We start from the raw sequence: 24759 nt of genomic DNA on the forward strand, positions 1-24759 counted from the left end.
GCACATTGTTGCGGGCACTATCCGGGGCGTTTGAATGCTGCTGACGATCGACAAGGTTCACAAATCCTATCCGGGCGGGCGCCCGGTTCTGCGGGACGTTTCGCTGACGCTGGACCACGGTCAGACGCTGGCCCTGACCGGCGAAAGCGGCAGCGGCAAAAGCACATTGTTGAATCTGGCCGCCGCATTGGACGGCTTTGACCAGGGTGAGATCACGCTGGACGGAACCGCCCTGTCGCCTTTGGACGACACGGGCCGCGCCGCGCTGCGCCGGCACAGCGTTTCGCTTGTGTTTCAGCAGTTTAACCTGATCCCGTCGCTGACGGTCGGGCAAAATCTGGCGTTCCACGCCCGGCTGGCGGGTCGACCGGATCACGAATGGACCACGCATCTGGCAGACAGGCTGGGCCTTGCGGAACTTCTTGAACGCTATCCCGAGAATTTGTCCGGCGGGCAGCAACAGCGTGTCGCCATCGGGCGCGCCATGGCCGCCCGGCCTAAACTGCTGCTGGCGGATGAGCCAACCGGTAATCTGGATGAAACCGCCAGCGCCGCGGTACTGGACCTTATGCTGTCGCTCGTGGCCGATACCGGCGCGGCGCTGCTGCTGGTGACGCATTCGCAGGACATCGCGGCGCGGCTGGATCGGCAGGCGCATTTGTCCGGCGGGCACATCGCATGACACGCGCCGTGATAGAGGCTTTGCTGTCGCATTGGCGCGCGCACCGGCTGCAACTGGCGACGCTGCTGATCGGCATCGCCCTTGCAACCGGGCTGTGGTCTGCCGTGCAGGCCATCAACGCCGAGGCGCGCAACAGCTATGACCGGGCGCGCGACCAACTGGCCCTCGGTCAGTTTGACGAACTGCGCAACCCGTCCGGCCTGATCCCTATCTCGCGCTATGCCGAGTTGCGCCGGGCCGGGTGGCAGGTCGCCGCAGTGCTCGAAGGTCCGGTGCGCATCGGTAACCGCAGGGTGCAGGTGCTGGGCGTCGATATGGTCACCTACCCGGCCCTTCCGGCTGTTACCCAGATCGAACAGGGCGCAGCACCCCCGAACCCCGCTGACATCCTGACATCGCCCGGCCATCTGCTGGCCACCCCCGATCTGGCCGCGTATCTCGAAGCGCAGGACGGCCTGCCCCCGGTGTTGCGGTCAGATGTCCTGCCCCCTGATCTTGTCCTGACTGATATTGGCGTGGCCGAAACGCTGTTGGACCGACGCGGACAAATCTCGCGGCTGATCGTGTTGCCGGATCAACCCGTATCCGCCCTGCCCCTGTCCGACATCGCACCTGAACTGGAGAGGGTCGAAGCCTCGGCGCAATTGGATACGGCCCGGCTGACCGACAGTTTTCACCTGAACCTGACCGCATTCGGCCTGCTGTCCTTTGCGGTTGGGCTATTCATCGTGCAGGGCACGGTCGGTCTGGCCTTTGCCCAGAGGCGCCCGATGATCACAACCTTGCGTGCGCTGGGGGTCTCGATGCGGCGGCTGGTCTTGCTGATCACAGCCGAACTGACCTTGCTGGCCCTGACCGGTGGCGCGCTGGGCCTGATCCTTGGGTTCTTTCTGGCCGGTGCGCTTTTGCCCGATGTCGCCGCCACGCTGCGCGGGTTGTACGGCGCGCCGGTGGACGGGCAAATGGCGTTGCGGCCCCAATGGGTGCTGGCTGGGCTTGCCATGGCATTGGCCGGAACATTGGTGGCCAGCGTTCACGCCCTCTATCGCCTCTCTCGCATGCCATTGCTGTCAGGTGCCGGGGTCCAGGCCTGGCGCGAGGCCGCCGCAGGTCATCGTATCTCGGCCCTGCTGGGGCTTGCGCTGATCGCGGGCGGTGTTGCAATTGTTTTCCTTTTCGACGGGTTGATCTTTGGCTTTGCAATGGTGGCAGGTATCCTCACCGGTGCGGCCTTGCTGCTGCCGTTTCTTGTCTCCACCGTCCTGTCCATATTTCAGCGCGGCGCCCGCGGACCTTTGACCCAGTGGGTCTGGTCGGACATGCAGGCGCAATTGCCGGGCCTGTCGCTGGCGCTGATGGCGCTGTTGCTGGCGCTGGCGGCAAATATCGGCGTCGGAACCATGGTATCCAGCTTTCGCCTGACCTTTACGGGCTGGCTGGATCAGCGTTTGACCTCCGAACTGTATGTGACCGCCGCAAGTGACCAGCAGGGCCAGCAGATCGTAGAATGGCTTACGCCGCAGGTAGATGCCGTTTTGCCGATCCGCAGTATCGAACTGGCCCACACGACCGGGCCACTCTTCCTGTACGGAATTGTCGATGACCAGACATACCGGCAAAACTGGCCGCTCATCGCCTCGTCCGACAATGTGTGGGACCGCGTATTGGCTGGTGAGGCGGTGCTGATCAACGAACAGCTCGCCCGCCGGTCGAACCTGTGGCCCGGAGATACGCTGAGCTTTGGTACAGACCATACGCTGACCATTGCAGGCGTGTATTCGGATTATGGGAACCCGACAGGCCAGGCCATCGTCTCCATGGCACAGCTTGACCGGATCGCGCCCGGTGCCGACATGCGTCGGTTTGGAATTCGCGTTGCCCCTGCGCAGGCATCGGAACTGGCGCAATCTTTACGCGATCAGTTCGAGTTGCCACGACGGGCGGTGGTTCAGCAGGCCGCGATGAAGGCGCAATCTATGGCGATTTTCGAAAAGACGTTCGTTGTCACTTCCGCGCTGAACATCCTCACCCTCGGCGTGGCGGGCTTCGCAATCCTCACCAGCCTGCTGACACTGTGGACGCAGCGCTTGCCACAGATTGCTCCGGTCTGGGCGCTGGGTCTGACGCGGGCGCAACTGGCGCAGCTTGAGCTGTTGCGCAGCGTATTACTGGCGGTGGTGACGGCGGTTCTGGCACTGCCGCTCGGGCTGGTTCTGGCCTGGGCGCTGCTGGCCGTCATCAACGTTCAGGCCTTCGGATGGCGGCTGCCGATGTATCTGTTTCCTCTGGACTGGGTCTATCTGTTCTTCCTGACCCTGCTGGCGGCGTTCTTCGCCGCCGCCCTGCCCGCGCTGCGCCTGTTGCGCCTGCCACCGGCCGACTTGTTGAGGGTGTTTGCCAATGAACGTTAAAGCCTTGTTGCTTGCCCTGATGATCGTTCTGCCCGGTACCTTGCACGCGCAGGGCTATGCCGGGTTGGGCGGCAGCGCCGAAGGGTTCGATATTCCGCAACCCGGGTATCAGTTTCAATTTCCAGCCGACCACGGCCCGCACCCGAGCTTTCGGATCGAATGGTGGTATCTGACCGCGAACCTTACCGGAGAGGACGGGCGTGACTACGGCATACAGTGGACCCTGTTTCGATCTGCTCTGAAACCCACCAGAACCGAGGGTTGGCAAAGCCCACAGCTTTGGATGGGGCACGCCGCCGTAACCACACCCGAGACGCATTACTTTGCCGAGCGTCTGTCGCGTGACGGGGTCGGCCAGGCCGGTGTGACGGCGGAACCGTTCGAGGCCTGGATTGATGAATGGCATATGCGCGGCCCCGATCCCGACAGGCTAACGCTGACCGCAGCCGGCGCTGACTTCAGCTATGACCTGACGCTGAACGCTCAGGGCCCATTTGTGTTTCACGGTGACGGGGGATATTCGGTCAAATCTGCTGACGGGCAGGCCAGCTATTACTATTCGCAACCGTTCTACACCGTCGAAGGCGTGTTGCACCTGCCTGACGGCGAAGTTGCCGTGACGGGTCAGGGCTGGCTGGACCGGGAATGGTCCTCGCAACCACTGGCAGAGGATCAAAGCGGCTGGGACTGGTTCTCGCTCAGCTTTGAGGGCGGCGACAAGCTGATGGCGTTTCGTCTGCGCGGCGCGCGCCGGGATTTCACCGCCGCGACATGGATAGATGCAGACGGCACAGCCACACCCCTTGCGGACGGGTCCGCAACGTTCACTCCGTTGGATACGGCAAACATAGCGGATCGCGACATACCGGTGCGATGGCGCGTCACCCTGCCCGACCGTGGGTTGGATGTCGAGGTTTCGGCCCTGACGCCCACGGCGTGGATGGCCACCCGGTTCGAATATTGGGAAGGCCCCGTTACCGTATCAGGCAGCCATTCCGGCCGCGGTTACCTTGAGATGACCGGCTACGAACCCTAGCGCACCACGTAGACAGAGACGGTGGAATGCCGCACGACACGCGCGGCGTTCGGCCCCAGAAGGTAATCCTTCAGGTCCGGCTTGTGCGCGCCGATCACGATCAGGTCACTGCCCGCCCCATCGGCCGTTTTCAGGATCTCCTGATAGGCAGTGCCGGTCGCCACCACATGACGGATCTTTGTATTAAGATCCGCCCCCAAAGTCGCGGTGCACATTTCGACCAGTTTGGAATGTGCCTCCTCAAGCGCCTTGTCATGAAAATCCGGCTGGAAGAAGCCTGACACCCAGCTTTCCCCGAAATCAGGCAGGACGGTCACAACGTCCAACTGGGCATTGTCCCGCTCGGCCAAGGCGGCGGCGGTCTTCAGGACATTCACATCCAGATCGCCGTTGCTGATGTCTACGGCGCAAAGAACGGAATTTGTCATGCGGGCACCTCTTGTCTGGCGGCACGGCCACGTTGAAGGAAGGCGATCAGACCCAGCAATAGCATCGCCGGGATGTAGATCAGTTGTTTCGGCGGCTGGCTGGATGGCAAGCTAACCGAGGTCAGGCGCACGGCCTCATCCCCGTAATAGTCGAAAATGTCCAGCTCATCCGCAACGGGCGTGCCAAACAGCGGCTCCTCCAGTTTGATCAGACCGTCCTCTTCGATCAGCAACAGACCCATCGCGTCAACGCGCGCCTCGCCGCCTTCTTCCTCGCCGACGGTGACGACAACTGTGGTGTCCGTCATCTCAAGCGTATCGAAATCCGGGCCGCTGACGACCATGCGCACCTCGGTCCCCGGTGGTGTCTGCCCGATTGTTTCGACAAAGGCCGCAGGCTCAACCGAGGTATAAGGCGGCGCGACGCGATCCATGAAATAGTCGGGCCTGAACAGCGCGAAGGCCACAAAGATCAGCGCGACGCTTTCATAGATGCGGCTGTGGGTCACAAAGTAACCCATTGTTCCTGCAGTAAAGACAAGGATCGCTATTGTCGCAAAAATCGCGACGATAATGCCCTCGACCCAGGTGACGTCGATCAACAGCAGATCGGTGTTGAAGATGAACACAAACGGCAGCGCGACGGTGCGCAGGCTGTAGAAGAACGCGGTGAAACCGGTCTTGATCGCGTCACCGCCCGACACGGCAGCAGCAGCGAAACTCGCCAGCCCCACGGGGGGCGTCACGTCCGCCATGATGCCAAAATAGAAGACGAACAGGTGCACGGCGATCAGCGGCACGATCAGCCCGCTCTGTGCGCCCAGTTCGACAACCACACCTGCCATAAGCGAGCTGACAACGATGTAATTCGCCGTGGTTGGCAGGCCCATGCCAAGGATCAGGCTCAGCAGGCCGACCATCACCAGCATCAGGATCAGGTTACCGCCGGACAGGAATTCAACCAGATCGGCCATCACCTGCCCCACACCGGTCAGGGTTACGGTACCCACGATCACACCCGCCGTGGCCGTTGCCAGGGCGATGCCTATCATGTTGCGTGCGCCGTCGATCAGACCCTGCCACAGGTCCACAACGCCATCGCTGAACGAGGCGGAAAGGTTGCTCTGCCCCCGGAACAGGGCCTTGAGCGGTTTTTGCGTCAGCAGGATTACAAACAGCAGCGCCGTGGCCCAAAACGCCGACAGACCCGGCGATTTCTGTTCGATCATCAGGAAATAGACCAGAACGATGATCGGCAGCAGGTAGTGCAAGCCGGCTTTGTAAATGTCCGCGATGATCGGAAGGGTCACCTCTTTGGCGTTCGGATCATCCGGTTCCAGATCCGGCACCTGAGCGGCCAGATACAGCAGAGCGACATAGACCGCGCAAACAATCAGGCTGAGGATCAATCCCGCCGAGGATGGTGCCCAGCTTGAGACTGCTTCGACCGGGAATTGCGACCCATAGCACAGCCCGGCGAAGACCAGGAAGAAGGACAACATCCCCACAATGGTCCGTGCCAGATGGACGTCGCGGTCACCCAGCGTGGGCATGTTCCGCTTCACGGCTTCAAGGTGCACGATATAGACCAGCGCGATGTAGGAAATCGCCGCCGGCAGGAAGGCGTGGGTGATCACTTCGACATAAGAGATGCCTACATATTCCACCATCAGGAAGGCCGCAGCGCCCATCACGGGCGGCATGATCTGGCCATTCACGGATGAGGCCACCTCGACCGAGCCCGCCTGTTCACTGGAAAAGCCCACACGCTTCATCAGAGGGATGGTAAACGTCCCGGTGGTCACAACGTTTGCGATGGAAGAGCCTGAGATCAGACCGGTCGCGGCCGAGCCGACAACCGCCGCCTTGGCGGGGCCACCGCGCAGGTGGCCGAGCGCGCCGAAGGCCATCTTGATGAAATAGTTCCCTGCCCCGGCCTTATCCAGCAAAGCCCCGAACAGGACGAACAGGAACACGAATTTCGTAGACACACCCAAGGCGATGCCGAACACGCCCTCTGACGTGATCCACATATGGCTCATCGCCTTTTTCAGGCTGGCGCCCTTCCAGCGGATAACCTCGGGCACCCATTCGGAAGAGCCAAAGAATACATACGCCAGGAATATCGTCGCAATGATTGCCATTGCCGGGCCAAGCGCGCGACGCGCGGCCTCGAACAGCAACAGCAGACCGACCAGGGCGACCCATTTATCGGTATCATCCGCAAGCCCGCCCGCATCGACGATCTTGTTGTAGAAAAAATACCCGTAAAGCGCGACAAACGTGCCCACCAGCCCCATGATCCAGTCCTGAATGGGGATATAATCACGCGGGCTGGATTTCAGCGCCGGGTAGGCCGCGAAGGCCAGAAACATGGCAAAGGCCAGATGAAACTGCCGCGCGTTGTTCACAACGCTGCCCGGCAACACGTAATTTGCAATCGGTGACGCCAGAACCACCTGAAAGATCGACCAGATGGCCGCGATGACCGCCAGAAAAACCCCGACATTGCCGACCGGATTACGCCCGCCCGCGTCGGACGAGGCGACCAGTTCCTGAAGCTCTTCTTCGGATAGCTGTTTTGACATTACTTTTCCTATGCAGTCCAGATTCACTTACACGGCAGGTTTATCCATCGGTTCGCGCTCAGTTGATTTTTGACCGCTACCGCCGACATGCTGACATCGCAGCGTAGCTGAAACTTCCGCCCTGAGGCGGTTTCGTTCACAAAAACCAAGCTTAGATTGTCGACTTGCCTTTGCTGAACATCACCAATCAAATTCTCAAAAAACGCAGCATCTTGGAGACTTGCACACGTCGTGCCTCTATTACATTCATGCGAGATTATCGTATACATATACTCACGTTCGATCGCTTCGCCGCCTTTGACAACCATAATCGTAGGTTCATCAGTTGCTTTGATCGACATCGAAGGCACAGCGGCAAAAGCTTCTTTCTTAACTATTTCACAATCAATGTCGCTTGGCTTTTTGAACCTGTTTGGTACTCGGTTCACGGATGTACTTCCCTCAAGTGTCAGTTTGCTTTCACCGATACTGACGTTTAGATACCTCTTGTGAACGATACCCGAGTACCCTTCTGCCGCAGGGTTCATGAATACCGTTGGCACAACAAACTTTATTGGGTGTCCTTTCGCGCACTTGTCTTCGAAAATCGTAACTCCAATTGGCGGCAACATCTCGACTTGCTCGCCTCGCAAAAAGTGCGACAGCGCAAGCATCATTCCCGCACATGCTATGAGGAACGTGGCGAGAGACAGAATATCCGTCTCTCGCTTTATCGTTAGCCCAAGTACTTTCATTTCGTAAGCAACGAACTTTAACTACCAAGCCACTCAGCAGTTTGGAGGACAAGTCGGCCAGCCTTTTTCGTCGTAGTAGCGTTTGGCACCCGGGTGCAGCGGAGCAGACAGGCCGTCCGCAATCATCTCTTCCGGCTTGAGGTTGGCGAATGCCGGGTGCAGCTTTTTGAAGTCTTCGAAGTTTTCGAAGACCGAGCTGACAACCGCATAAACCGCGTCTTCCGAAACGTCAGCCGAGGTCACGAAAGTCGCGCCCACACCAAAGGTCGCGGTGTCACCGTCCGACCCGCGATACATGCCACCGGGGATGGTTGCGATGCGGTAGAACGAGTTGTCGTTGACCAGCTTGTCAACCGCATCGCCGCTGACGTTCACCAGAACCGAGTCGCAGGCGGTGGTGGCTTCCTGGATCGAACCCGAGGGGTGACCCACGGTATAGACCATCGCGTCGATCTGGTTGTCGCACAGGGCTGCGGACTGTTCCGCCGCCTTCAGTTCGGTCGCCAGTTCGAAATCGTCGGTGGTCCAGCCCATTTCACCCAGCAGAACCTCCATGGTGCCGCGCTGACCGGAACCGGGGTTGCCGATGTTGACGCGCTTGCCCTTCAGGTCCTCGAAATTGGTGATGCCGGAATCGGCACGCGCCACAACGGTGAACGGCTCAGGATGCACCGAGAAGACGGCGCGCAGGTTTTCGAAGGGGCCAGCCTCTTCGAATTTCGAGCTGCCGTTATAGGCATGGTACTGCCAGTCGGACTGGGCAACGCCGAATTCCAGTTCGCCTTCGCGGATGGTGTTGATGTTGTAGACCGAGCCGCCGGTCAATTCGACGGAACACCGCACACCATGTTCCTTGCGGCCCTTATTGACCAGACGGCAGATCGCGCCGCCGGTCGGGTAATACACGCCGGTCACACCGCCGGTGCCGATGGTGATGAATTCTTCTGCATACGCGGCCGGAGCCATAAGAGCGGCGGTTACGACCGCGCCGAGGCTGAGCTTGCTGCTGTTTTTCATTTTTGAGAACTCCCAATTCTTCTGGTGGATGGGAGACCGACCCGCGGCCCCACCCAGGGACCCCGCCGGTACGGCAAGCGCAAACGTCTTGCAACAGGTACAAGCGCCTGAAATTACAAAATCTCCCAACACCTTCGACGTTTCATTCAGACACTCCACTTGTCAAGCCCTGTGCTTGGAAGGATGCGCCACAGCCGCAAATGTGAGAGATTTTTCCGAAGTTTCCCCCTCGTCACATGCCAAAAGGCGCAAAGACGCCGGAATGTCGCGCCTAATCATGGCTGTAGATTGTGTTGCTTGTCTTTCAGTGCCGGAACCACTTCCGCTTACCGGGCGCGGCAATTCGTGCCAGGGCAATGATACCGCACGCGTTCAAAGCGCCGGAAAACACTGTTTCAACAGTCTGAGGTGGTGCCCAAGGAGAGACTCGAACTCTCACGCCCGTGAAGGCGGGGGATTTTGAATCCCCTGCGTCTACCATTCCGCCACTTGGGCCACGAACACTGGATTAGCGCCCATGACCGGGAAGGTCCAGAGGCAAAAACCACCCCAAATACAGTTTGTTTTGCCGGCAGCGGTTGACGCTCCACCGACCCCGTGATTTGGCTTACTCAACAAATGAACGGGGTTTTTGCACCTAATGTTGCGATCGCTTTATGACTGGACCATCCGTCTGGCCGAACATCCGCACGCCCTGTGGGCGCTGGCCATCGTGGCGTTTATCGAAAGCTCGTTCTTTCCGATCCCGCCGGACGTTCTGATGATACCGATGATCATCGCGCGCCCGTCTCGGGCCTGGCTGATCGCAACCGTCGCCCTTGTCGCATCGGTGCTGGGCGGGTTGCTGGGCTATGCCATCGGGGCGTTCTTCTATGAAAGCCTTGGACAGCCCATTCTGGAATCCATGGGCAAGGCGCATGCGATGGAAGAATTCAACACCCGCTTTAACGATTTCGGCTTCTGGGCCGTTCTTGCCGCAGGTGTCACGCCATTCCCCTATAAGGTCATCACCATCATGTCCGGCTGGACCGGAATGCCGCTGGGCACTTTCATTGCGACCTCGATCCTGGCGCGCGCGCTAAGGTTTTTTGTGGTCGCCGGGCTGCTTTGGGGATTTGGCGAACCGATCCGGGCCTTCATCGAAAAGCGGCTGGGCCTTATGTTTACGCTGTTCATCATCCTGCTGTTCGGCGGGTTTCTTGTGGTGCGATACCTATGACACGTAGAATCACACTGGTTCTGATCGCCGCAGTCGGTTCGGCGGCCCTTTTGCTTGGCGCCTGGGGGTTTCAGTACATTGGCGGCATGGCACCCTGTAAGATGTGCATCTGGCAGCGGTATCCGCACGGGGCCGCCATCCTGATCGGAGCCGTCGCGCTCGCCCTGCCCCGGCTGGCATTTGTGCCGCTTCTCGGCGCACTCGCGGCGCTGACAACCGCGGCCATCGGCGTTTTCCATGCAGGGGTCGAGCAAGGCTGGTGGGAAGGCCCGTCCAGTTGCACGTCCGGCGACATCGGCGGGTTGTCGACGCAGGAACTGATGGATCAGATCATGTCCGCCCCGCTGGTGCGCTGCGATGACATTCCGTGGCAGATGCTCGGCCTGTCCATGGCCGGCTGGAACGCTGTTCTGTCCGGTGTTCTGGTTCTGGTCTGGCTCGCCGCGTGGCGCGCAGGCCGTTAGAACTCGTCCAGTTCCGCATCCCAGTAGAGAAAGTCGATCCAACTGTCATGCAGGTGGTTCGGCGGGAATTTGCGGCCAATATTCCGCAGCGCTTCGGCATCCGGCTGGCGCGGAGGTTTGCGCAACGACATTCCCGCCTGCCGTAGCGATTTCGACCCTTTGCGCAGGTTGCAGGGGCTGCACGCGGCCACGACATTCTGCCAGCTTGTCACGCCGCCCGCGGCCCGGGGTACAACGTGGTCAAACGTCAGGTCACCGCGGCTGCCGCAATACTGGCAGCGGAACTCATCCCTCAGAAATAAATTAAAGCGCGTGAAGGCCACGCGCTTTCTGGGTTTTACATAGTCTTTCAGGACAACGACCGACGGTATTCGTATCTCGGTACTCGGGCTTCGGACGACCTCGTCATACTCGGCCACGATATCCACCCTGTCCAGCCAGGCCGCCTTGATCGCCTCTTGCCAGGGCCACAGGGACAACGGGTAATAGGACAAGGGGCGATAATCGGCGTTCAAAACCAATGCCGGATGATGCTTCAGCGCACCGGGCTCCCTGACAAATTCGGTCCTGAAGTCTCCGTCCATCTTAGAATTGCTCCTCGCTCTGCTCTGCCCTTTTTTGACATCAGAGCGGGGAACACCCGCCCCGGCCTTAACTTTACTATATATCGTGTTAAAACTCTGACAAGCCCTGAGTTTCCACAATATCTCGGGGACTGGTTAAGCCGAATCCGTAACAACATCGTGACAGTTATCCACAGGTTGCGCGCCTGTGTCCGCCGGGCTATGGCGGTGGCCATGTCATGGTTCATCCGCTTCAACAAACCTTACGATGTGTTACCGCAGTTCACGGATCGCGCGCATGCGGATTTGCCCCGGCAAACGCTGTCGGATTTCATCGACCTGCCCGGCGTTTATCCCGCCGGACGGCTGGACCGTGACAGCGAAGGGCTGATGCTGCTGACCGACAATGGGCGGTTGCAGGCAAGGATATCCGATCCAAAGCACAAAATGGCCAAGACCTACTGGGTTCAGGTCGAGGGTCTGCCGGACGCGGCCGCGCTGAGCGCGCTGCGCGATGGTGTCGAGCTGAAGGACGGCCTGACCCGGCCCGCCAAGGCCCGGCTGATAGACGAACCGCCGGCATTGTGGCCTCGTACGCCGCCGATCCGCGTGCGCCAGACCGTCCCGGACTGCTGGATCGAACTGACGCTGCGCGAAGGCAGAAATCGTCAGGTGCGGCGCATGACGGCGGCGGTCGGGCACCCGACCCTGCGCCTGATCCGGGCGCGGATCGGGGACTGGACGCTGGACGGTCTGGAACCCGGTCAATGGGACAGCCTGCCCGCGCCAGAGTCGAACACGGCCCCGCACCGAAAGCGGGACCGGCGCCCGCGACGGTGACAAAAACGCCCATTTGTGATAGGCTTAGGGTATGAAAGTCACGCCGGACATACCCACACCCGAGGGCATTCTTGAGGCCGCTTTATACGTCGATGATCTGGACGCGGCAGAGCGATTCTATGGTGAAGTACTGGCGTTGGAGAAAATTCAGCGCGCTGCGGACCGGCATGTTTTCTTTCGCGTCGGCAGGTCGGTCCTGTTGCTGTTCAACGCCGAAGAAACCGAGAAACCGCCCGGAAACCCGGACCTGCCGGTTCCCCCGCACGGCGCGCGCGGGCCGGGTCATGTCTGCCTGACTCTGACGCGGCCGCAGATCGACGCCATGCGCAAACATCTGCTTGACTGGAACATCCCCGTCGATGCCGAGTTCGACTGGCCAAATGGGGTGCGCTCGCTCTATGTCCGGGACCCGGCCGGAAACTCTGTCGAGTTTGCGGAGTCCCATCTTTGGACGTGATCCGGGCAGCTCAGCGCAACGGCTGCTTTTCGCCTCCGACAATCCTGTAGATATCGCTGGATGTCACGCCGACCTCGGCCAGCACGCCCTGAAATGCCGCCATGTGCGCGGTGGCAAAATGCGCCTCCAGCGCGGCCTGGTCCTGCCATTCCTCGTAGACGCGAAAACGGTTGGCATGGCCCAGAATCTGGCTGAATTCATAGATCAGGCAGCCGGGTTCCTTCACGGTTTCAGCGACCATCGCCTGCGCGGCTTTAGACGCTTTTTCAACACCTTCTGCCGACACCTCGACAGTACCCGTAACGATCAGCATACCGCCCCCTTTCCCAGATCAAACCGTTTGGAAATGCGATCCACCGGAGTGCCATCCCTGAGCGGAACGCCGCAAGCCACCGAATAGTCTACAAATCCCATCTTGTCATAGTAACTCAGCCCCTGCCCGTTATCGGCCCGGATAGTTGCGTTGATGGCCACCAGCCCCAGCGCCGTCGCGTGTTTGGCGGTTTCCCCAAATAACGCCCGCCCCGCGCCTTTCAATGCCGGTTCGCGTCGGGTGAACGTTGCGATATCCGCCCAGCCATCCGGCAAGGATTCATAAGTTCCCAGCCACTGAAACCCGGCCACCTCGCCCTGATCGTCCAGCGCCACGTGGCAACATATCTTGTCGGACCCGTTCAGAAAGCTCTGCGCAAAACTGGCGTCCGAGAACGGCGTTTCAATCGCGGTCGTCCCCCCGATTTCGATGATTTGATTGAGGATCCGGCACGCGGGTGCCACATCCTCTTGCATCATGGGGCGGACCACGATCATCGCTAAAGGCTCAGCTTGTCGCGCATGAAGGCCAGCGCGACGCTGAGACCGTCCGGGGCGATGCCATGCCCCGTACCCTTCATCACATGCGCATAGACCTCTTTGAAATCGGCCGCCTGAAGCGCCTCGGCAGCTTCGGGCAGCGATTGCGGCGGTACCACGTCGTCGGCGTCACCATGCACCAGCAGAACGGGCATACGGCTGACAGTCTCGTCCGGCAGCAGGTCCGGCTCCAGCAGACGCCCCGAAAAGGCGACAATCCCGGCCACCGGGTCCTCGCGGCGTGGCGCGACATACAGGCTTATCATCGTGCCCTGAGAAAAGCCGAACAGAACCACCTGCTCGGGCAGCACGTCCTCGTCCACCATCAGCGCGTCGAGGAAGGCGTTGAAATCCTCGACCGCCATTTCCATCCCCCGGCGCGCCTCTTCCTCGGACGAACCGTCGATCCACGGGATAGGAAACCACTGAAACCCGTTGGGCATGCCGGGGATTTGTTCGGGCGCGTCGGGGGCCACGAACAGCGTGTCAGGCAGATGTTCACCCAGCACGTCTGCCAGCCCCAAAAGGTCGGCCCCATTGGCGCCATAGCCATGCACGAACACCACGACCGAGCGCGTGTCGCCCGAAACCGGCTCTTTCCTGAGCGCATTCAAAACCCGTGTCATCTGATCCCTTCTCGTTCTTTTGCGACCCGGTAATAGGCCCACAACACACGGGCCGCAACCGACCGCCACGGCGTCCACGCCTCGGCCATCCGGCGCAATTCCTTGTCAGTGGGGCGTTCGGGCAGGTCGTACAGGATACGCGCCGCCTCTTGCAGCGCCAGATCGCCCGGCGCAATGACATCGGCCCGGCCCAGAGAAAACATCGCGTAAATCTCGGCGGTCCAGACGCCGATGCCGGGCACCTCGGTCAGAATTGCGACGACATCCTCATCAGGAACATCCCGCAACGCGTTGTAATCAATACGCGCTTCGGCCAGGGCGCGCGCATACCGGATTTTCTGGCGGCTCAGCCCGACGGCGCGAAGATCATCATCTGTGGCCCACATGATCTTTCGCGGTCCGGTCAGCTTTGCGTCTTTCAACCGCTTCCAGATGGCGTTGGCCGAGGCCACGCTGACCTGCTGGCTGACAATCGCGCTGAGAAGCTGAGCAAACCCGTCAGGGCGGCGGCGCAGCGGCAATGGCCCGGTCTGCTCCATGGCATAGGCCATGCGCGGACAGACCCCGGCAAGCCACCTTGCCCCTTCGGCCACACAGTCCGGTGTTTCGATGATGCGTCCGACAGACATGTGTGCTCCGGCTAATGGGGTCGCATGCACGTTAGGTTGCTTTGTCGCAGATGCAACCCGCTTGTGCGACTGGCATTTCGCGGATACGCATGGCCCATGACAATGACCACCGCCACCCCGGATAACAGTCAGGCCAAGCGGAACGTCGCCGTTCTGGTGGCGGCGCAGGCCGTGCTTGGCGCGCAGATGCCGATGATTTTCATCGTCGGGGGTCTGGCGGGTCAGTCGCTGGCCACGAACCCATGCCTGGCGACTCTGCCCATTTCACTGATCGTTCTGGGGTCAATGTTGGCGGCCACACCGGTTTCGGCGATCATGCAACGCTGGGGCCGGCGCGCCGGATTTCTGGTCGGGGCCACGGCGGGTGCATGTGGCGGCGTCGTCGGAGCCTATGGCCTGTATCTGGGATCTTTCCCGATCTTCCTGTTGGGCAGCCTGCTGACCGGCATATACATGAGCGCTCATGGCTTTTACCGTTTTGCGGCGGCCGACACGGCGTCTGACGCGTTCCGTCCCAAAGCAATTTCCTATGTCATGGCCGGCGGTCTGGCGGCTGCCATTATCGGACCGCAGATCGTCAAGCTGACAGCCGAAGCTTATGTGATTCCGTTTCTCGGCACCTATCTGGCCGTGATCGCGGTGAATATCTTCGGGTCGGCGCTGTTCTTCTTCCTCGACATCCCGACGCCCGAGAAGCCAGCCGAAGACGCCCCCAAGGGCCGGACCCGGCTTGAGATGCTCAGAACGCCGCGCATCGCGGTGGCAATCATTTGCGCGATGGTCTCCTATGCGCTGATGAACCTGGTGATGACGTCGACCCCGCTGGCGGTCGTGGGCTGTGGATTCTCTGCCAATGACGCTGCGGACGTCGTCACCAGCCACGTTCTGGCGATGTATGTTCCCAGCTTCTTCACCGGCCAGTTGATCGCGCGCTTTGGGGTCGAAAAGATTGTGGCCCTGGGTCTGGCCATTCTGGCTGCTGCGGGGGTCGTAGCCCTGCAGGGTGTCGAACTGGGCAACTTCTTCGTCGCCCTGATCCTGTTGGGGATTGGCTGGAACTTTGGATTTATCGGCGCCACATCCATGCTGGCCGCCTCGCATGACGTGAACGAGCGTGGCCGCATGCAGGGCCTGAACGACCTGCTTGTGTTTGGCGGGGTGACCGTTGCGTCACTGGCCTCGGGCGGGCTGATGAATTGCTCGGGCGGGTCCCCGGTCGAGGGCTGGACCGCAGTAAACCTCGCCATGATCCCGTTGCTGACACTGGCCGGCGGTGCGCTGTTGTGGCTGGTTCTTAAACCGTCAGAACAGGAAACCGCCTGATCGCTACCAGCGACCGCTGGCCGCCGTCCACATCAGGGTCGCTCTGCGTCGCAGCTCACCCTGTGCAAGATTGCCGGCGGCGACGCGCTCGGGGCGTGCCACGGCCTGCCGCAACACCCATTCCGCCTGCCATCCGGCAAACAGAGCGGGCCGGGCCTGCTTTGACACAGATGATGACCTGGACCGCGCCCGCCGCAACCTCTGCAACGCTGCCTGCGCCAGCGTTCGGACGCCGTCGGGCGTGCCATCCAGCAGCGGAATGCGCCCGCGCGCCTCAAGATCGGGGATGGCGCGCAACCAGTTCGCCACCCCGGCGCCATAACCAAAATCGCGCATTACGGCTTCGTCTGCGGACCCAAGCGACTGCGCCGAGGCGACCATCAGGGTTCCGGCGCTGTGATTGATATAAGCTTCGAAATGCGCCTGATCCTCGAACGGATCACGATATATATCCCAACGTCTTACAGCGACATATTCATCCAACATAGCCGCCAGATGGGGTGACAATACCCGCGACAGAGGTGTCACGACCTCATGCCGGCGCACCGTTTGCCCTTCGGCAATCTCCTGCAAGGCATCGCGCCACCATTGCAGGCGCATCTCGGCGATCATCGTCTCCTGCGTGACCCAGGGGGCTCGCGCGACCTCAACGTTCAGCGCATAGATCGGAAAAAGCACGGCCCGCGCGGCGATTGGCGCCGCCATGGCCGCCATGAACCGGTCGGGATCCGCCCGATGAACCAGCGCCGCACAGGCTTTGACGTCGTCGTCGAACTGAATGCTCACTCGGCCACCGCAGTTTGCGACCCGCAGTCGCGCACCAGCTTCCATTGGATCGCGTCCAGCAGAGCCTCGAACGAGGCGTCGACTATGTTGGCGCTGACGCCGACGGTTGACCAGCGCCGGCCCTGCCCGTCTTCGCTGTCGATGATGACGCGGGTCACCGCTTCGGTCCCGCCCTGCGTGATCCGCACCTTGAAGTCCACCAGATGCATGTCGTCCAATATGGGGGAATATTGTCCCAGATCCTTGGACAGAGCCTTGGCCAGTGCGTTCACCGGACCGCGGTCACTACCGTGTTCGTCATGCGATTCACTGACCGACAGCTTCTTTTCGCCATCAACTTTCACGACCACCACCGCCTCGGACAGGCTGACCATCTTGTTGTACTTGTTCTTGCGCCGTTCAACGGTGACCTTATAGCGCTTTACCTCGAAGAATTCCGGCAGCTGCCCGAGTTCGTCGCGCGCCAGCAGTTCAAAGCTCGCCTGCGCGGTGTCATAGGAATAGCCCTCCGCCTCACGCAGCTTGATGCGGTCCAGAATGCGCCCCAACGCCGGATCGCCCTTTTCGACAGCCAGTCCCGCTTCGGTCAGGCGCTTGCGCAGGTTTGACTGCCCGGCCTGATTTGACATTGGAATGATGCGGGCATTGCCAACCGCCGCCGGTTCGACATGCTCATAGGTCGACGGGTCTTTGAGGATCGCGCTGGCGTGCAACCCCGCCTTATGCGCAAAGGCCGATGCTCCCACATAGGCCGATTGCTTGCTGGGCACTCGGTTCAGGATATCGTCCAGCATCCGGCTGATGCGCGTCAGACCCGCCAGTGCCTGTTCGCTGACACCGATATCGAATGACGACACATAAGGTTCCTTCAACAGCAAGGTTGGGATCAAGGCCGTCAGATTGGCATTGCCGCAGCGCTCCCCCAACCCGTTCAAAGTCCCTTGTACCTGCCGGGCGCCTGCATCGACAGCGGCCAAGGAACAGGCGACCGCGTTTTCGGTATCGTTGTGGGTGTGAATGCCCAGCCGATCCCCCGGCAAACCCGCAGCGATCACTTCTGACACGATGCGCGAGACTTCGGCCGGCAGCGCGCCGCCATTGGTGTCGCACAGCACAACCCACCGGGCACCGGCGTCCAGCGCTGCCCGGCACACCTCGACCGCATATCCGGGATTGTCTTTGTAACCGTCAAAGAAATGCTCGGCGTCAAACAACGCCTCGCGCCCCTGCGCCACGACATGCGCAATCGAGTCCCGAACGTTCTCGACATTCTCCTCCAGCGAAATTCCCAGCGCGTGGGTGACGTGGTAATCATGCGATTTGCCCACCAGACAAACCGCTTGCGTGCCCGCGTTCATCACGGCGGCCAGCACGTCATCATTCTGGGCCGACCGGCCCGACCGCTTGGTCATCCCAAACGCGGTCAGGCGCGCCGCCGTCTTGGGTGCAACATCGAAAAACGCGCTGTCGGTCGGGTTGGCGCCCGGCCAGCCGCCTTCGATATAGTCAACACCCAGTTCGTCCAGCGCCGTTGCGATCTGCACCTTTTCGGTCGTGGAAAACTGGACACCTTGCGTCTGCTGACCGTCGCGCAGGGTTGTGTCGTACAGATAGAGGCGTTCTCTGGACATCAGACATTCTCCAGCTTGGCGGCGTCAAACCCGGCTCCCGGAACCAGCTCAACCCCGTCCTTGCCCATGCGGACCTCCAGACCGGCGGCCAGATAAGCCGCCTTCAGACGGTCAACTTCCGAAAAGTCCTTGCTTTGCATCGCAACAGCCCGCGCGTCGGCCAGCTTGTCCGCATGTGCGGACAAATCCACCGCGCCGGTATCTGCCCAAGCCCCCATTTCCGGTGACAACAGACCCAGCAGTTGCGCCCCCGCCAGCAGACCCGCCGCATCGCCGTCTGCCGCCAGACGGTAAAGCTCGGCCAGGGCGCCCGCCGTGTTCAGGTCATCGCTCAGCGCGGCGACAACTGCGGGCGTCGCGCTGGCGGCGGGCTCGATGCCCGCTGTCAGCGCCCGCCACTTGCGCAGCGTCGTTTCGGCCTCGCGCGCCTTCTTTTCGGTCCAGTCCATCGGTTTGCGGTAATGGGTTTGCAGGAAGACAAACCGGATCACCTCACCCGGCACGCCCTGCTCCAGCAGATCATGCACGGTGAAAAAATTACCCAGCGATTTGGACATTTTCTTGCCTTCGACCTGCAACATCTCATTGTGCAGCCAGACGCGCGCGAACTCTCCATGCGGATGAGCGCATTTGCTCTGAGCAATCTCATTCTCATGATGCGGGAACATCAGATCGTTGCCGCCGCCATGGATGTCGAAGCTCGCGCCCAGCAGCTCATAGCTCATGGCCGAGCATTCGATGTGCCAGCCCGGGCGTCCGCGACCCCAGGGCGAGTCCCAACCCGGCAACTCGTCAGTCGAAGGCTTCCACAGCACGAAATCCATCGGGTTCTTCTTATAGGGCGCAACTTCGACCCGTGCACCGGCGATCATATCGTCGACAGACCTGCCGGACAGCGCACCATATTGCGCTTTCCAACTGTCCACGGCGAACAGGACATGCCCCTCGGCCGCATAGGCGTGACCTTTTGCAATCAGATCCTCGATCATTGCGATCATCTGGGCGATGTATTGCGTGGCGCGCGGCATCTCGTTGGGCTCCAATGCCCCCAACGCGCCCATGTCATGCAGATACCAGCCGATCGTCTCGTCCGAGCGCTCCTGCACCAGTTGCTCCAACGTCCCCCCGGCCCCGGCCTTCTGCCGGGCCAGAGCGGTGGCGTTGATCTTGTCGTCCACGTCAGTGAAATTGCGCACATAGGTTACGTGGTCGGCACCATAGACATGGCGCAACAGCCGAAAGAGAACGTCAAACACCACCACCGGGCGGGCATTGCCCAGATGGGCGCGGTCGTAAACGGTGGGCCCGCAGACATACATCCGCACATTGTCGGCGCTGATCGGCACGAAATCTTCCTTCGTCCGCGTCCGTGTGTTGTGCAGTTTGATCGTCGTCATCGGTCGGCTCCTAAAGACAGCAAAGGCTTGCGCGTTGGCGCGGGCTTAGCAACTTGTCTCGGGGATGAAAACGAAAGAAACCGGCCCGCTTGATAAATCAGCAGGTAATGCAGCAGATAATGATGCAGGTCATCGGGTTCATGAGGTTCCCCTAGCATGGGCTGACGGCTGTGCCAAGGCTTGAGTTCTGCCGCAACCCGGCGCACCATCCCGACATGACCCGAAAACACGTGAACTCGATTTGTAAGGCGCTGCCCGGCGCGGAGTGGTCCGACCCCTGGGGTGGCGGGCATGATGCCTGGAAGGTTGGCGGCAAGATGTTTGCCTGCATCGGAACCGCCAATGACGGCGTGTCCGTGAAAACAGCGGATATCGAAACCGCCCAGATGCTGATCGATGCGGGGGTTGGCACCAAGGCCCCCTATTTTCACCGCAGCTGGATACGCCTGCCCTTCGATTGCGACGACGCGGAATTGCGCTATCGGCTGAACGCATCCTACGATCTGGTGAGGGCGTCGCTGACCAAGAAAGTCCAGGCGACCTTGCCCCCGCGAAGCTGATTGACTTTCCGCCAAAGCTCTGGCCCTGTCTGCGAAATCAACCAGACCGGAGCGTACCATGAAACTGTCTCAGCGTATCACTCACCTCACCGGGGACGGCAGTGACGGCTGGGAGGTGTTCTACCGTGCGCGCCGCATGATCAGCGAGGGGCACGCGGTTACCGAGCTGAACATTGGCGAACACGATATCGGCACAGACCCGACCATTCTTGCGGCCATGGATTTGTCGGCCCGGCAGGGCAATACCGGGTACGCGATGGTGCCGGGTACGGACCTGCTGCGCGATACGGTTGCTGCGCGGATACAGGCCCGTACTGGTGTTCCGACCGCGCGCGGCAATGTCCTGATCACACCCGGCGGGCAATCCGCCCTGTTCGCGGCCCATGTCGCAGTGTGCGATCCCGGTGACGTGGGCCTGTACCTTGATCCCTACTACGCCACCTATCCCGGAACGATCCGTGGCGCCGGTGCAATCGCCCGACCGATCCAGACCACAGCCGAAGACGCGTTTCAGCCCCGCGCCGACCGGATTGCCGCCGCCGCGGATGGGGCGGTTTCGCTGCTGATCAACACGCCCAACAATCCAACCGGGGTGGTCTATTCGCGCCAGACCCTCGAAGGTATTGCCGATCTATGCCACCACCGCGATCTGTGGCTGATTTCGGATGAGGTCTATGACACGCAGGTCTGGGATGGCGAACATATCTCGCCCCGCATATTGCCTGGCATGGCCGAACGCACGCTGGTTGTAGGTTCCATGTCAAAGTCCCATGCGATGACCGGATCCAGATGCGGCTGGGTGGTTGGGCCGGAAGAGGTGATCGCCCACCTGATCAATCTGGCCACGCACACGACCTATGGTGTTCCGGGGTTTATTCAGGATGCCGCCAGTTTCGCGCTGAATGCGGGCAACGACCTTGAGGAGCGGATCGCCGCACCATTTCGTCGGCGACGCGCCCTGGCGATGAAGGTTCTGGCCGGCCAGAACATCGTTGGCCTGGTGCCGGCGCAGGGGGCGATGTATCTGATGCTGGACATCCGCGCCACCGGCCTCAGCGGCGAGGCATTCGCCAACGCCCTTCTTGATACCCATGCAATCGCCGTCATGCCGGGTGAAAGTTTCGGGCTTGCGGCGGCCGGTCATATCCGTGTGGCGATGACCATTGATGATGACAGGTTTGTCTCGGCCCTCGGAACGATCTGCGATTTTGCAACTGCGCTGGCCGACCGCCACGCGGCGGAATAGGCACGTCAGAAACGGAAGGTTGTGCGCAAATTGAAGACGTTGGAATCCAGTCCGCCATCGGACCGGGTCACATCGTTGAAATCCTGCCGCAATGCCTCGCCGCTGATGACGAAGTTTTCGCCAATGGGATAGGCAACGCCGATTCCGTAGACAGCAGCGGTGTCGTTGTCGACCGACAAATCCACCCGGGCCGCACCGATCACGACATAGCCAAGGGCGGTCCCGAAATCGTAACCGCCGCGCAATTTCAGCCGTGTCATACTGTCCAGAGTGCCTTCACCGTCGCCCAGATTCAGCGACAGGCGGTTGTATTCCAGTTCCCCGCCGATCACAAAATTCCCGAAGTCACGGTCATACCCGATCAGGGGCCCAAAGCTGGTGTCATTTCCACTGGACCCGTTTGGCCCGTCGGCATCGGTGTAGCCAAAGCTAAATCCTGCATAAGCCCCCGTCCAATCCTCGGCAAATGCCGGGGCGGCGCTGGTCATCATCAAACCGACAATGAGGGCCTTATGGACTTTCATAAACCTCTCCGAAAAGCCTTGAGACAAAGCTTTGGCAAATTTCAGGCGTCGTTACACAAAATCGGCCTGCAACCCATAAAATTCAATTTAGATCACGGGCCACTCTTAAATAAGTGAAGGAACTATAACAGATTTCTGCCCCGTCGGGAAAAATTCTTGGAACCTTCTGAAACACCGTGACAGAAATATCGAATGCTTCGCTTTTGGACGCTCAGGTCGCAAACAGAACAGAATGCGACGGTCTGCACCGGAATACTGAATGCTACGGAGTGAGGCCCTGCATGCAGAACGAAGTTTGGAAGATCCGCCTGGTCAGCCGCACCATTGGTGCGGACCGTGGGCGTGCGGCACGTGGGCGGCCATCAGGGGTGTGAACACCGCCACCCTGTACACTTTGCTACCACCGGATTCCGAACAATGAACGAACAAACCCGAAACTCTTCGCGCAGCGGCGGACGCGCCGCGCGCCGCGCGGCCCGTGCCTCGGCGCTGCCTGAACATCTGCGCCCGGTCCGCCCCGGGATGGAAGGCGGCGCGCTGAATGTTCTGACGCAGGCACAGATCGAACGCATCCACGACGCTGCACTGACGGCGCTGGAGACAATTGGCCTTGCCGACGCACCGCAAAGCGGGATCGACTATCTTGTCGGCGCCGGATGCAACCTTGGCGATGACGGTCGGATTCGGTTCCCCCGCGCCCTGGTCGAGGACACTCTCGCCAAGGCCAATCGTTCGGTTACGCTGTTCAGCCGCGACGGAAAAACCGATCTGGAACTGTCGGGCACCCGTGTCCATTATGGCACTGCCGGCGCGGCCGTTAGCATGGTGGACGTGCACGGCCAGGAATATCGCGATTCAACCGTTCAGGATCTTCACGACGCCGCACGAGTTTGCCAACAGCTTGATAATATTCACTTTGTTCAACGACCGATGGTTTGCCGCGATATCGCTGACAATCTGGAAATGGATCTGAATACGATCTACGCCAGTTGCGCGGGCACGTTCAAACATATCGGCACCTCGTTCACTGAACCAAGCCATGTCGCTCCGGCAATGGAGATGATCCACATGATCGCCGGCGGTGAGGATAAATGGCGCGAACGGCCATTCATCTCAAACTCGAACTGCTTTGTGGTTCCGCCGATGAAGTTCGCGACGGAAAGCTGCGAAGTGATGGAGGAATGCATCAAGGCCGGAATGCCGGTTCTGCTGCTGTCGGCGGGCATGGCGGGGGCAACAGCCCCCTCAACCATCGCCGGGGCGATCACCCAGGCAACCGCTGAATGCCTCGCCGGACTGGTTTATGTTAACGCCGTAAGTCCCGGTGCACCAGCAGTTTTTGGCACCTGGCCCTTTGGCCTGGATCTGCGCACCGGTGCCATGTCGATCGGGTCCGGGGAACAAGCGTTGCTGACCGCCGGCTGCGCGCAGATGCACCAATTCTACGACCTGCCCGGAGGCGCAGCAGCCGGTGCATCGGATTCGAAACTGCCGGATATGCAGGCAGGCTGGGAACAGATGTGTTCGAACGTGATGGCGGGGCTGTCAGGGCTGAACATGGTGTACGAAGCGGCGGGCATGCATGCCTCACTGCTGGGATTCTGCTTTGAAAGCCTCATTCTCAGCGATGATCTGATCGGTCAGGCGCTGCGCTGCGTGCGTGGCATCGAAGTATCGGACGAAACACTGGCGCTCGACCAAATCGCCGATGTCTGTCTGGACGGGCCGGGCCATTACCTTGGCACGGATGCGACGCTCAGCCGGATGCAGGCGGATTACGTCTACCCGACCTTCGGCGACCGGTCCTCCCCCAAAGAATGGGTGGAGCTTGGCAAGCCGGATCTGATCGAAAAAGCGATCAAGCGGAAAGAGGAAATCCTGTCGACACCATCTGCCGCGCGGTTCGACCCGTTGCTGGATTCCGAGATTCGCGGCAAATTCCGGATTCACCTTCCGTCGTAACAAACTGAAAAAGCGGCCAGATTCCCTCTGGCCGCCTCCTTGAATTCTGTTAGCCGTTTGACGGTGGCAACAGACCTGCTTCTTGCGCAACGGTGATCTCGGCCTCGTCCAGCGCGCCATCACCATTGGTATCCATTGCCGAGAAACCGTCTGCGTCGACGTCAGGCAGAACCGCCTGTACTTCCTCGATTGTCAGCACGCCATCCCCGTTGGTATCTGCCGAGGATTGTGCGACGGCCAGCGCCGGCAGTCCAAGAGCAAGAGCAGAGATTGCGGCCAGAGTTTGCGGTTTCATTGTGATGCCTCCTGATAGAGTTTGTGTGTTTCATGTCCGGACAGGCACCAGAGACACCCGAACCCCAACCCAAGTCACCCGCATAGATGGATTTCGCTGCTTTCGCGCCAATCTCCGCGTGTTTGCCAGAGTCGCATCTGCGGGCAACCGCTGGGCAAAAATCCCCCATTGGGCCTCGGCGGTTCTTGCCCGATGGCAACCGGGCGATCCGGCAAGGCTCTGCTCAAAAACCGGATTCTGACGCCGAATAAAAAGAAAGGGGGCCGAAGCCCCCTGTCAGTTTCGCCTTCCAGGCTCATTTCGTTGACCGCCCGGTGTTTTTTTGCCTGCGGCCTGGACTGCGCATGGGACGAGCGCACCCGCCCCGTGAAAGAGTGGGAAAGAGCAAATATTCCGCCCCACCCTGTTCCCGGCTGACACGGGCATGTCGGCCGAGTGAAGCAAGGCAAACTTGGTAAGTCTCAGCGCCTTGCTCCGTATTCGTCGGGG

25 protein-coding genes and 1 tRNA gene are annotated in these 24759 nt (G+C 60.5%); 11 read left to right on the forward strand and 15 right to left on the reverse strand.

Going from position 1 to position 24759, the window contains the following annotated elements:
- Positions 1 to 34 precede the first annotated feature (34 nt).
- The 3 genes from ACXAC3_RS13185 to ACXAC3_RS13195 are packed head-to-tail and all read left to right on the forward strand — an operon-like array spanning position 35 to position 4129.
- Positions 35 to 682 (forward strand): ABC transporter ATP-binding protein, encoded by a 648-nt coding sequence (locus ACXAC3_RS13185; RefSeq protein ID WP_475160826.1) that lies wholly within the window; start codon positions 35 to 37, stop codon positions 680 to 682.
- The gene (locus ACXAC3_RS13190) at positions 679 to 3093 is read left to right on the forward strand and encodes an ABC transporter permease (RefSeq protein ID WP_475160828.1); all 2415 of its coding nucleotides are present in this window, start codon (positions 679 to 681) and stop codon (positions 3091 to 3093) included. Before ACXAC3_RS13185 ends, ACXAC3_RS13190 begins: the two co-directional genes overlap by 4 nt.
- Positions 3083 to 4129 carry a lipocalin-like domain-containing protein gene (locus tag ACXAC3_RS13195; RefSeq protein WP_475160832.1) on the forward strand — a complete coding sequence of 349 codons (1047 nt, stop codon included), beginning with the start codon at positions 3083 to 3085 and terminating at the stop codon, positions 4127 to 4129. The genes ACXAC3_RS13190 and ACXAC3_RS13195 overlap by 11 nt, the downstream gene beginning before the upstream one ends.
- On the opposite strand, the gene ACXAC3_RS13200 is transcribed toward ACXAC3_RS13195, so the two are convergent.
- The 5 genes from ACXAC3_RS13200 to ACXAC3_RS13220 form a co-directional block, all read right to left on the reverse strand.
- Positions 4126 to 4557, reverse strand: a complete 432-nt coding sequence (locus tag ACXAC3_RS13200; RefSeq protein ID WP_475160834.1) for a universal stress protein — start codon at positions 4555 to 4557, stop codon at positions 4126 to 4128. The genes ACXAC3_RS13195 and ACXAC3_RS13200 overlap by 4 nt on opposite strands.
- Positions 4554 to 7145, reverse strand: coding sequence for a TRAP transporter permease (locus ACXAC3_RS13205; protein ID WP_475160835.1), 2592 nt, complete (start codon positions 7143 to 7145; stop codon positions 4554 to 4556). Before ACXAC3_RS13205 ends, ACXAC3_RS13200 begins: the two co-directional genes overlap by 4 nt.
- 23 nt (positions 7146 to 7168) lie before the next feature.
- Positions 7169 to 7801, reverse strand: a complete 633-nt coding sequence (locus ACXAC3_RS13210; protein WP_475160839.1) for a hypothetical protein — start codon at positions 7799 to 7801, stop codon at positions 7169 to 7171.
- A gap of 111 nt (positions 7802 to 7912) precedes the next feature.
- Positions 7913 to 8896 carry a TAXI family TRAP transporter solute-binding subunit gene (locus ACXAC3_RS13215; protein ID WP_475160843.1) on the reverse strand — a complete coding sequence of 328 codons (984 nt, stop codon included), beginning with the start codon at positions 8894 to 8896 and terminating at the stop codon, positions 7913 to 7915.
- Between the two features lie 409 nt (positions 8897 to 9305).
- Positions 9306 to 9391, reverse strand: a tRNA-Leu gene (locus tag ACXAC3_RS13220).
- 145 nt (positions 9392 to 9536) lie between these two features.
- Here ACXAC3_RS13220 and ACXAC3_RS13225 point away from each other — a divergent pair.
- Both ACXAC3_RS13225 and ACXAC3_RS13230 read left to right on the forward strand, forming a co-directional pair.
- Positions 9537 to 10115, forward strand: coding sequence for a YqaA family protein (locus ACXAC3_RS13225; RefSeq protein ID WP_475160847.1), 579 nt, complete (start codon positions 9537 to 9539; stop codon positions 10113 to 10115).
- Positions 10112 to 10579, forward strand: a complete 468-nt coding sequence (locus ACXAC3_RS13230; protein ID WP_475160852.1) for a disulfide bond formation protein B — start codon at positions 10112 to 10114, stop codon at positions 10577 to 10579. Before ACXAC3_RS13225 ends, ACXAC3_RS13230 begins: the two co-directional genes overlap by 4 nt.
- Here ACXAC3_RS13230 and ACXAC3_RS13235 read toward each other — a convergent pair.
- A complete protein-coding gene (locus ACXAC3_RS13235; protein WP_475160858.1) occupies positions 10576 to 11163 on the reverse strand; it encodes an HNH endonuclease in 588 nt (195 codons plus the stop codon). The two genes, ACXAC3_RS13230 and ACXAC3_RS13235, sit on opposite strands and share 4 nt — an antisense overlap.
- 213 nt (positions 11164 to 11376) lie before the next feature.
- Between ACXAC3_RS13235 and ACXAC3_RS13240 the strand changes: the two genes are divergently transcribed.
- Positions 11377 to 11982 (forward strand): rRNA large subunit pseudouridine synthase E, encoded by a 606-nt coding sequence (locus tag ACXAC3_RS13240; RefSeq protein WP_475160862.1) that lies wholly within the window; start codon positions 11377 to 11379, stop codon positions 11980 to 11982.
- Positions 11983 to 12013: 31 nt separating this feature from the next.
- On the forward strand, positions 12014 to 12439 hold the full coding sequence (locus ACXAC3_RS13245; RefSeq protein WP_475160865.1) for a VOC family protein: 426 nt from the start codon (positions 12014 to 12016) through the stop codon (positions 12437 to 12439).
- A 10-nt stretch (positions 12440 to 12449) separates the two neighbouring features.
- Here ACXAC3_RS13245 and ACXAC3_RS13250 read toward each other — a convergent pair whose 3' ends face one another.
- From ACXAC3_RS13250 to ACXAC3_RS13265, 4 genes are read right to left on the reverse strand one after another with little or no spacing between them, the layout of a single operon-like run.
- Positions 12450 to 12752 (reverse strand): putative quinol monooxygenase, encoded by a 303-nt coding sequence (locus tag ACXAC3_RS13250; protein ID WP_475160869.1) that lies wholly within the window; start codon positions 12750 to 12752, stop codon positions 12450 to 12452.
- Positions 12746 to 13249 carry an N-acetyltransferase family protein gene (locus tag ACXAC3_RS13255; protein WP_475160874.1) on the reverse strand — a complete coding sequence of 168 codons (504 nt, stop codon included), beginning with the start codon at positions 13247 to 13249 and terminating at the stop codon, positions 12746 to 12748. Before ACXAC3_RS13255 ends, ACXAC3_RS13250 begins: the two co-directional genes overlap by 7 nt.
- Before the next feature lie 2 nt (positions 13250 to 13251).
- The gene (locus tag ACXAC3_RS13260; RefSeq protein WP_475160877.1) at positions 13252 to 13917 is read right to left on the reverse strand and encodes an alpha/beta hydrolase; all 666 of its coding nucleotides are present in this window, start codon (positions 13915 to 13917) and stop codon (positions 13252 to 13254) included.
- Positions 13914 to 14546, reverse strand: coding sequence for a DNA-3-methyladenine glycosylase family protein (locus ACXAC3_RS13265; RefSeq protein ID WP_475160880.1), 633 nt, complete (start codon positions 14544 to 14546; stop codon positions 13914 to 13916). Before ACXAC3_RS13265 ends, ACXAC3_RS13260 begins: the two co-directional genes overlap by 4 nt.
- A gap of 96 nt (positions 14547 to 14642) precedes the next feature.
- On the opposite strand from ACXAC3_RS13265, the gene ACXAC3_RS13270 reads away from it, so the two are divergent.
- Positions 14643 to 15869 (forward strand): MFS transporter, encoded by a 1227-nt coding sequence (locus ACXAC3_RS13270; protein WP_475160882.1) that lies wholly within the window; start codon positions 14643 to 14645, stop codon positions 15867 to 15869.
- 3 nt (positions 15870 to 15872) lie between these two features.
- Here the strand turns inward: ACXAC3_RS13270 and ACXAC3_RS13275 are convergent, their stop codons facing one another.
- Genes ACXAC3_RS13275 through cysS form a run of 3 tightly spaced genes read right to left on the reverse strand, consistent with a single transcriptional unit; the run spans position 15873 to position 19683 of the window.
- A complete protein-coding gene (locus tag ACXAC3_RS13275; RefSeq protein ID WP_475163428.1) occupies positions 15873 to 16649 on the reverse strand; it encodes a squalene/phytoene synthase family protein in 777 nt (258 codons plus the stop codon).
- 2 nt (positions 16650 to 16651) lie between these two features.
- A complete protein-coding gene (cimA, locus tag ACXAC3_RS13280) occupies positions 16652 to 18286 on the reverse strand; it encodes a citramalate synthase (protein ID WP_475160886.1) in 1635 nt (544 codons plus the stop codon).
- A complete protein-coding gene (gene cysS, locus ACXAC3_RS13285; protein ID WP_475160889.1) occupies positions 18286 to 19683 on the reverse strand; it encodes a cysteine--tRNA ligase in 1398 nt (465 codons plus the stop codon). Before cysS ends, cimA begins: the two co-directional genes overlap by 1 nt.
- 215 nt (positions 19684 to 19898) lie before the next feature.
- Here cysS and ACXAC3_RS13290 point away from each other — a divergent pair, with 215 nt between their 5' ends.
- Positions 19899 to 20243, forward strand: a complete 345-nt coding sequence (locus tag ACXAC3_RS13290) for an MmcQ/YjbR family DNA-binding protein (protein WP_475160891.1) — start codon at positions 19899 to 19901, stop codon at positions 20241 to 20243.
- Positions 20244 to 20301: 58 nt separating this feature from the next.
- Positions 20302 to 21489: a pyridoxal phosphate-dependent aminotransferase gene (locus tag ACXAC3_RS13295; protein WP_475160894.1), complete on the forward strand. Its 1188-nt coding sequence runs from the start codon at positions 20302 to 20304 to the stop codon at positions 21487 to 21489.
- Positions 21490 to 21494: 5 nt separating this feature from the next.
- Here ACXAC3_RS13295 and ACXAC3_RS13300 read toward each other — a convergent pair whose 3' ends face one another.
- The gene (locus tag ACXAC3_RS13300) at positions 21495 to 22013 is read right to left on the reverse strand and encodes an outer membrane protein (RefSeq protein ID WP_475160897.1); all 519 of its coding nucleotides are present in this window, start codon (positions 22011 to 22013) and stop codon (positions 21495 to 21497) included.
- Positions 22014 to 22430: 417 nt separating this feature from the next.
- Between ACXAC3_RS13300 and ACXAC3_RS13305 the strand changes: the two genes are divergently transcribed.
- Positions 22431 to 23975 (forward strand): trimethylamine methyltransferase family protein, encoded by a 1545-nt coding sequence (locus ACXAC3_RS13305; protein WP_475160901.1) that lies wholly within the window; start codon positions 22431 to 22433, stop codon positions 23973 to 23975.
- A 49-nt stretch (positions 23976 to 24024) separates the two neighbouring features.
- Here ACXAC3_RS13305 and ACXAC3_RS13310 read toward each other — a convergent pair whose 3' ends face one another.
- Positions 24025 to 24270: an EF-hand domain-containing protein gene (locus tag ACXAC3_RS13310; RefSeq protein WP_475160904.1), complete on the reverse strand. Its 246-nt coding sequence runs from the start codon at positions 24268 to 24270 to the stop codon at positions 24025 to 24027.
- Positions 24271 to 24759 lie beyond the last annotated feature (489 nt).

It is taken from the genome of Ruegeria sp. ABV4_181 (assembly GCF_056158465.1).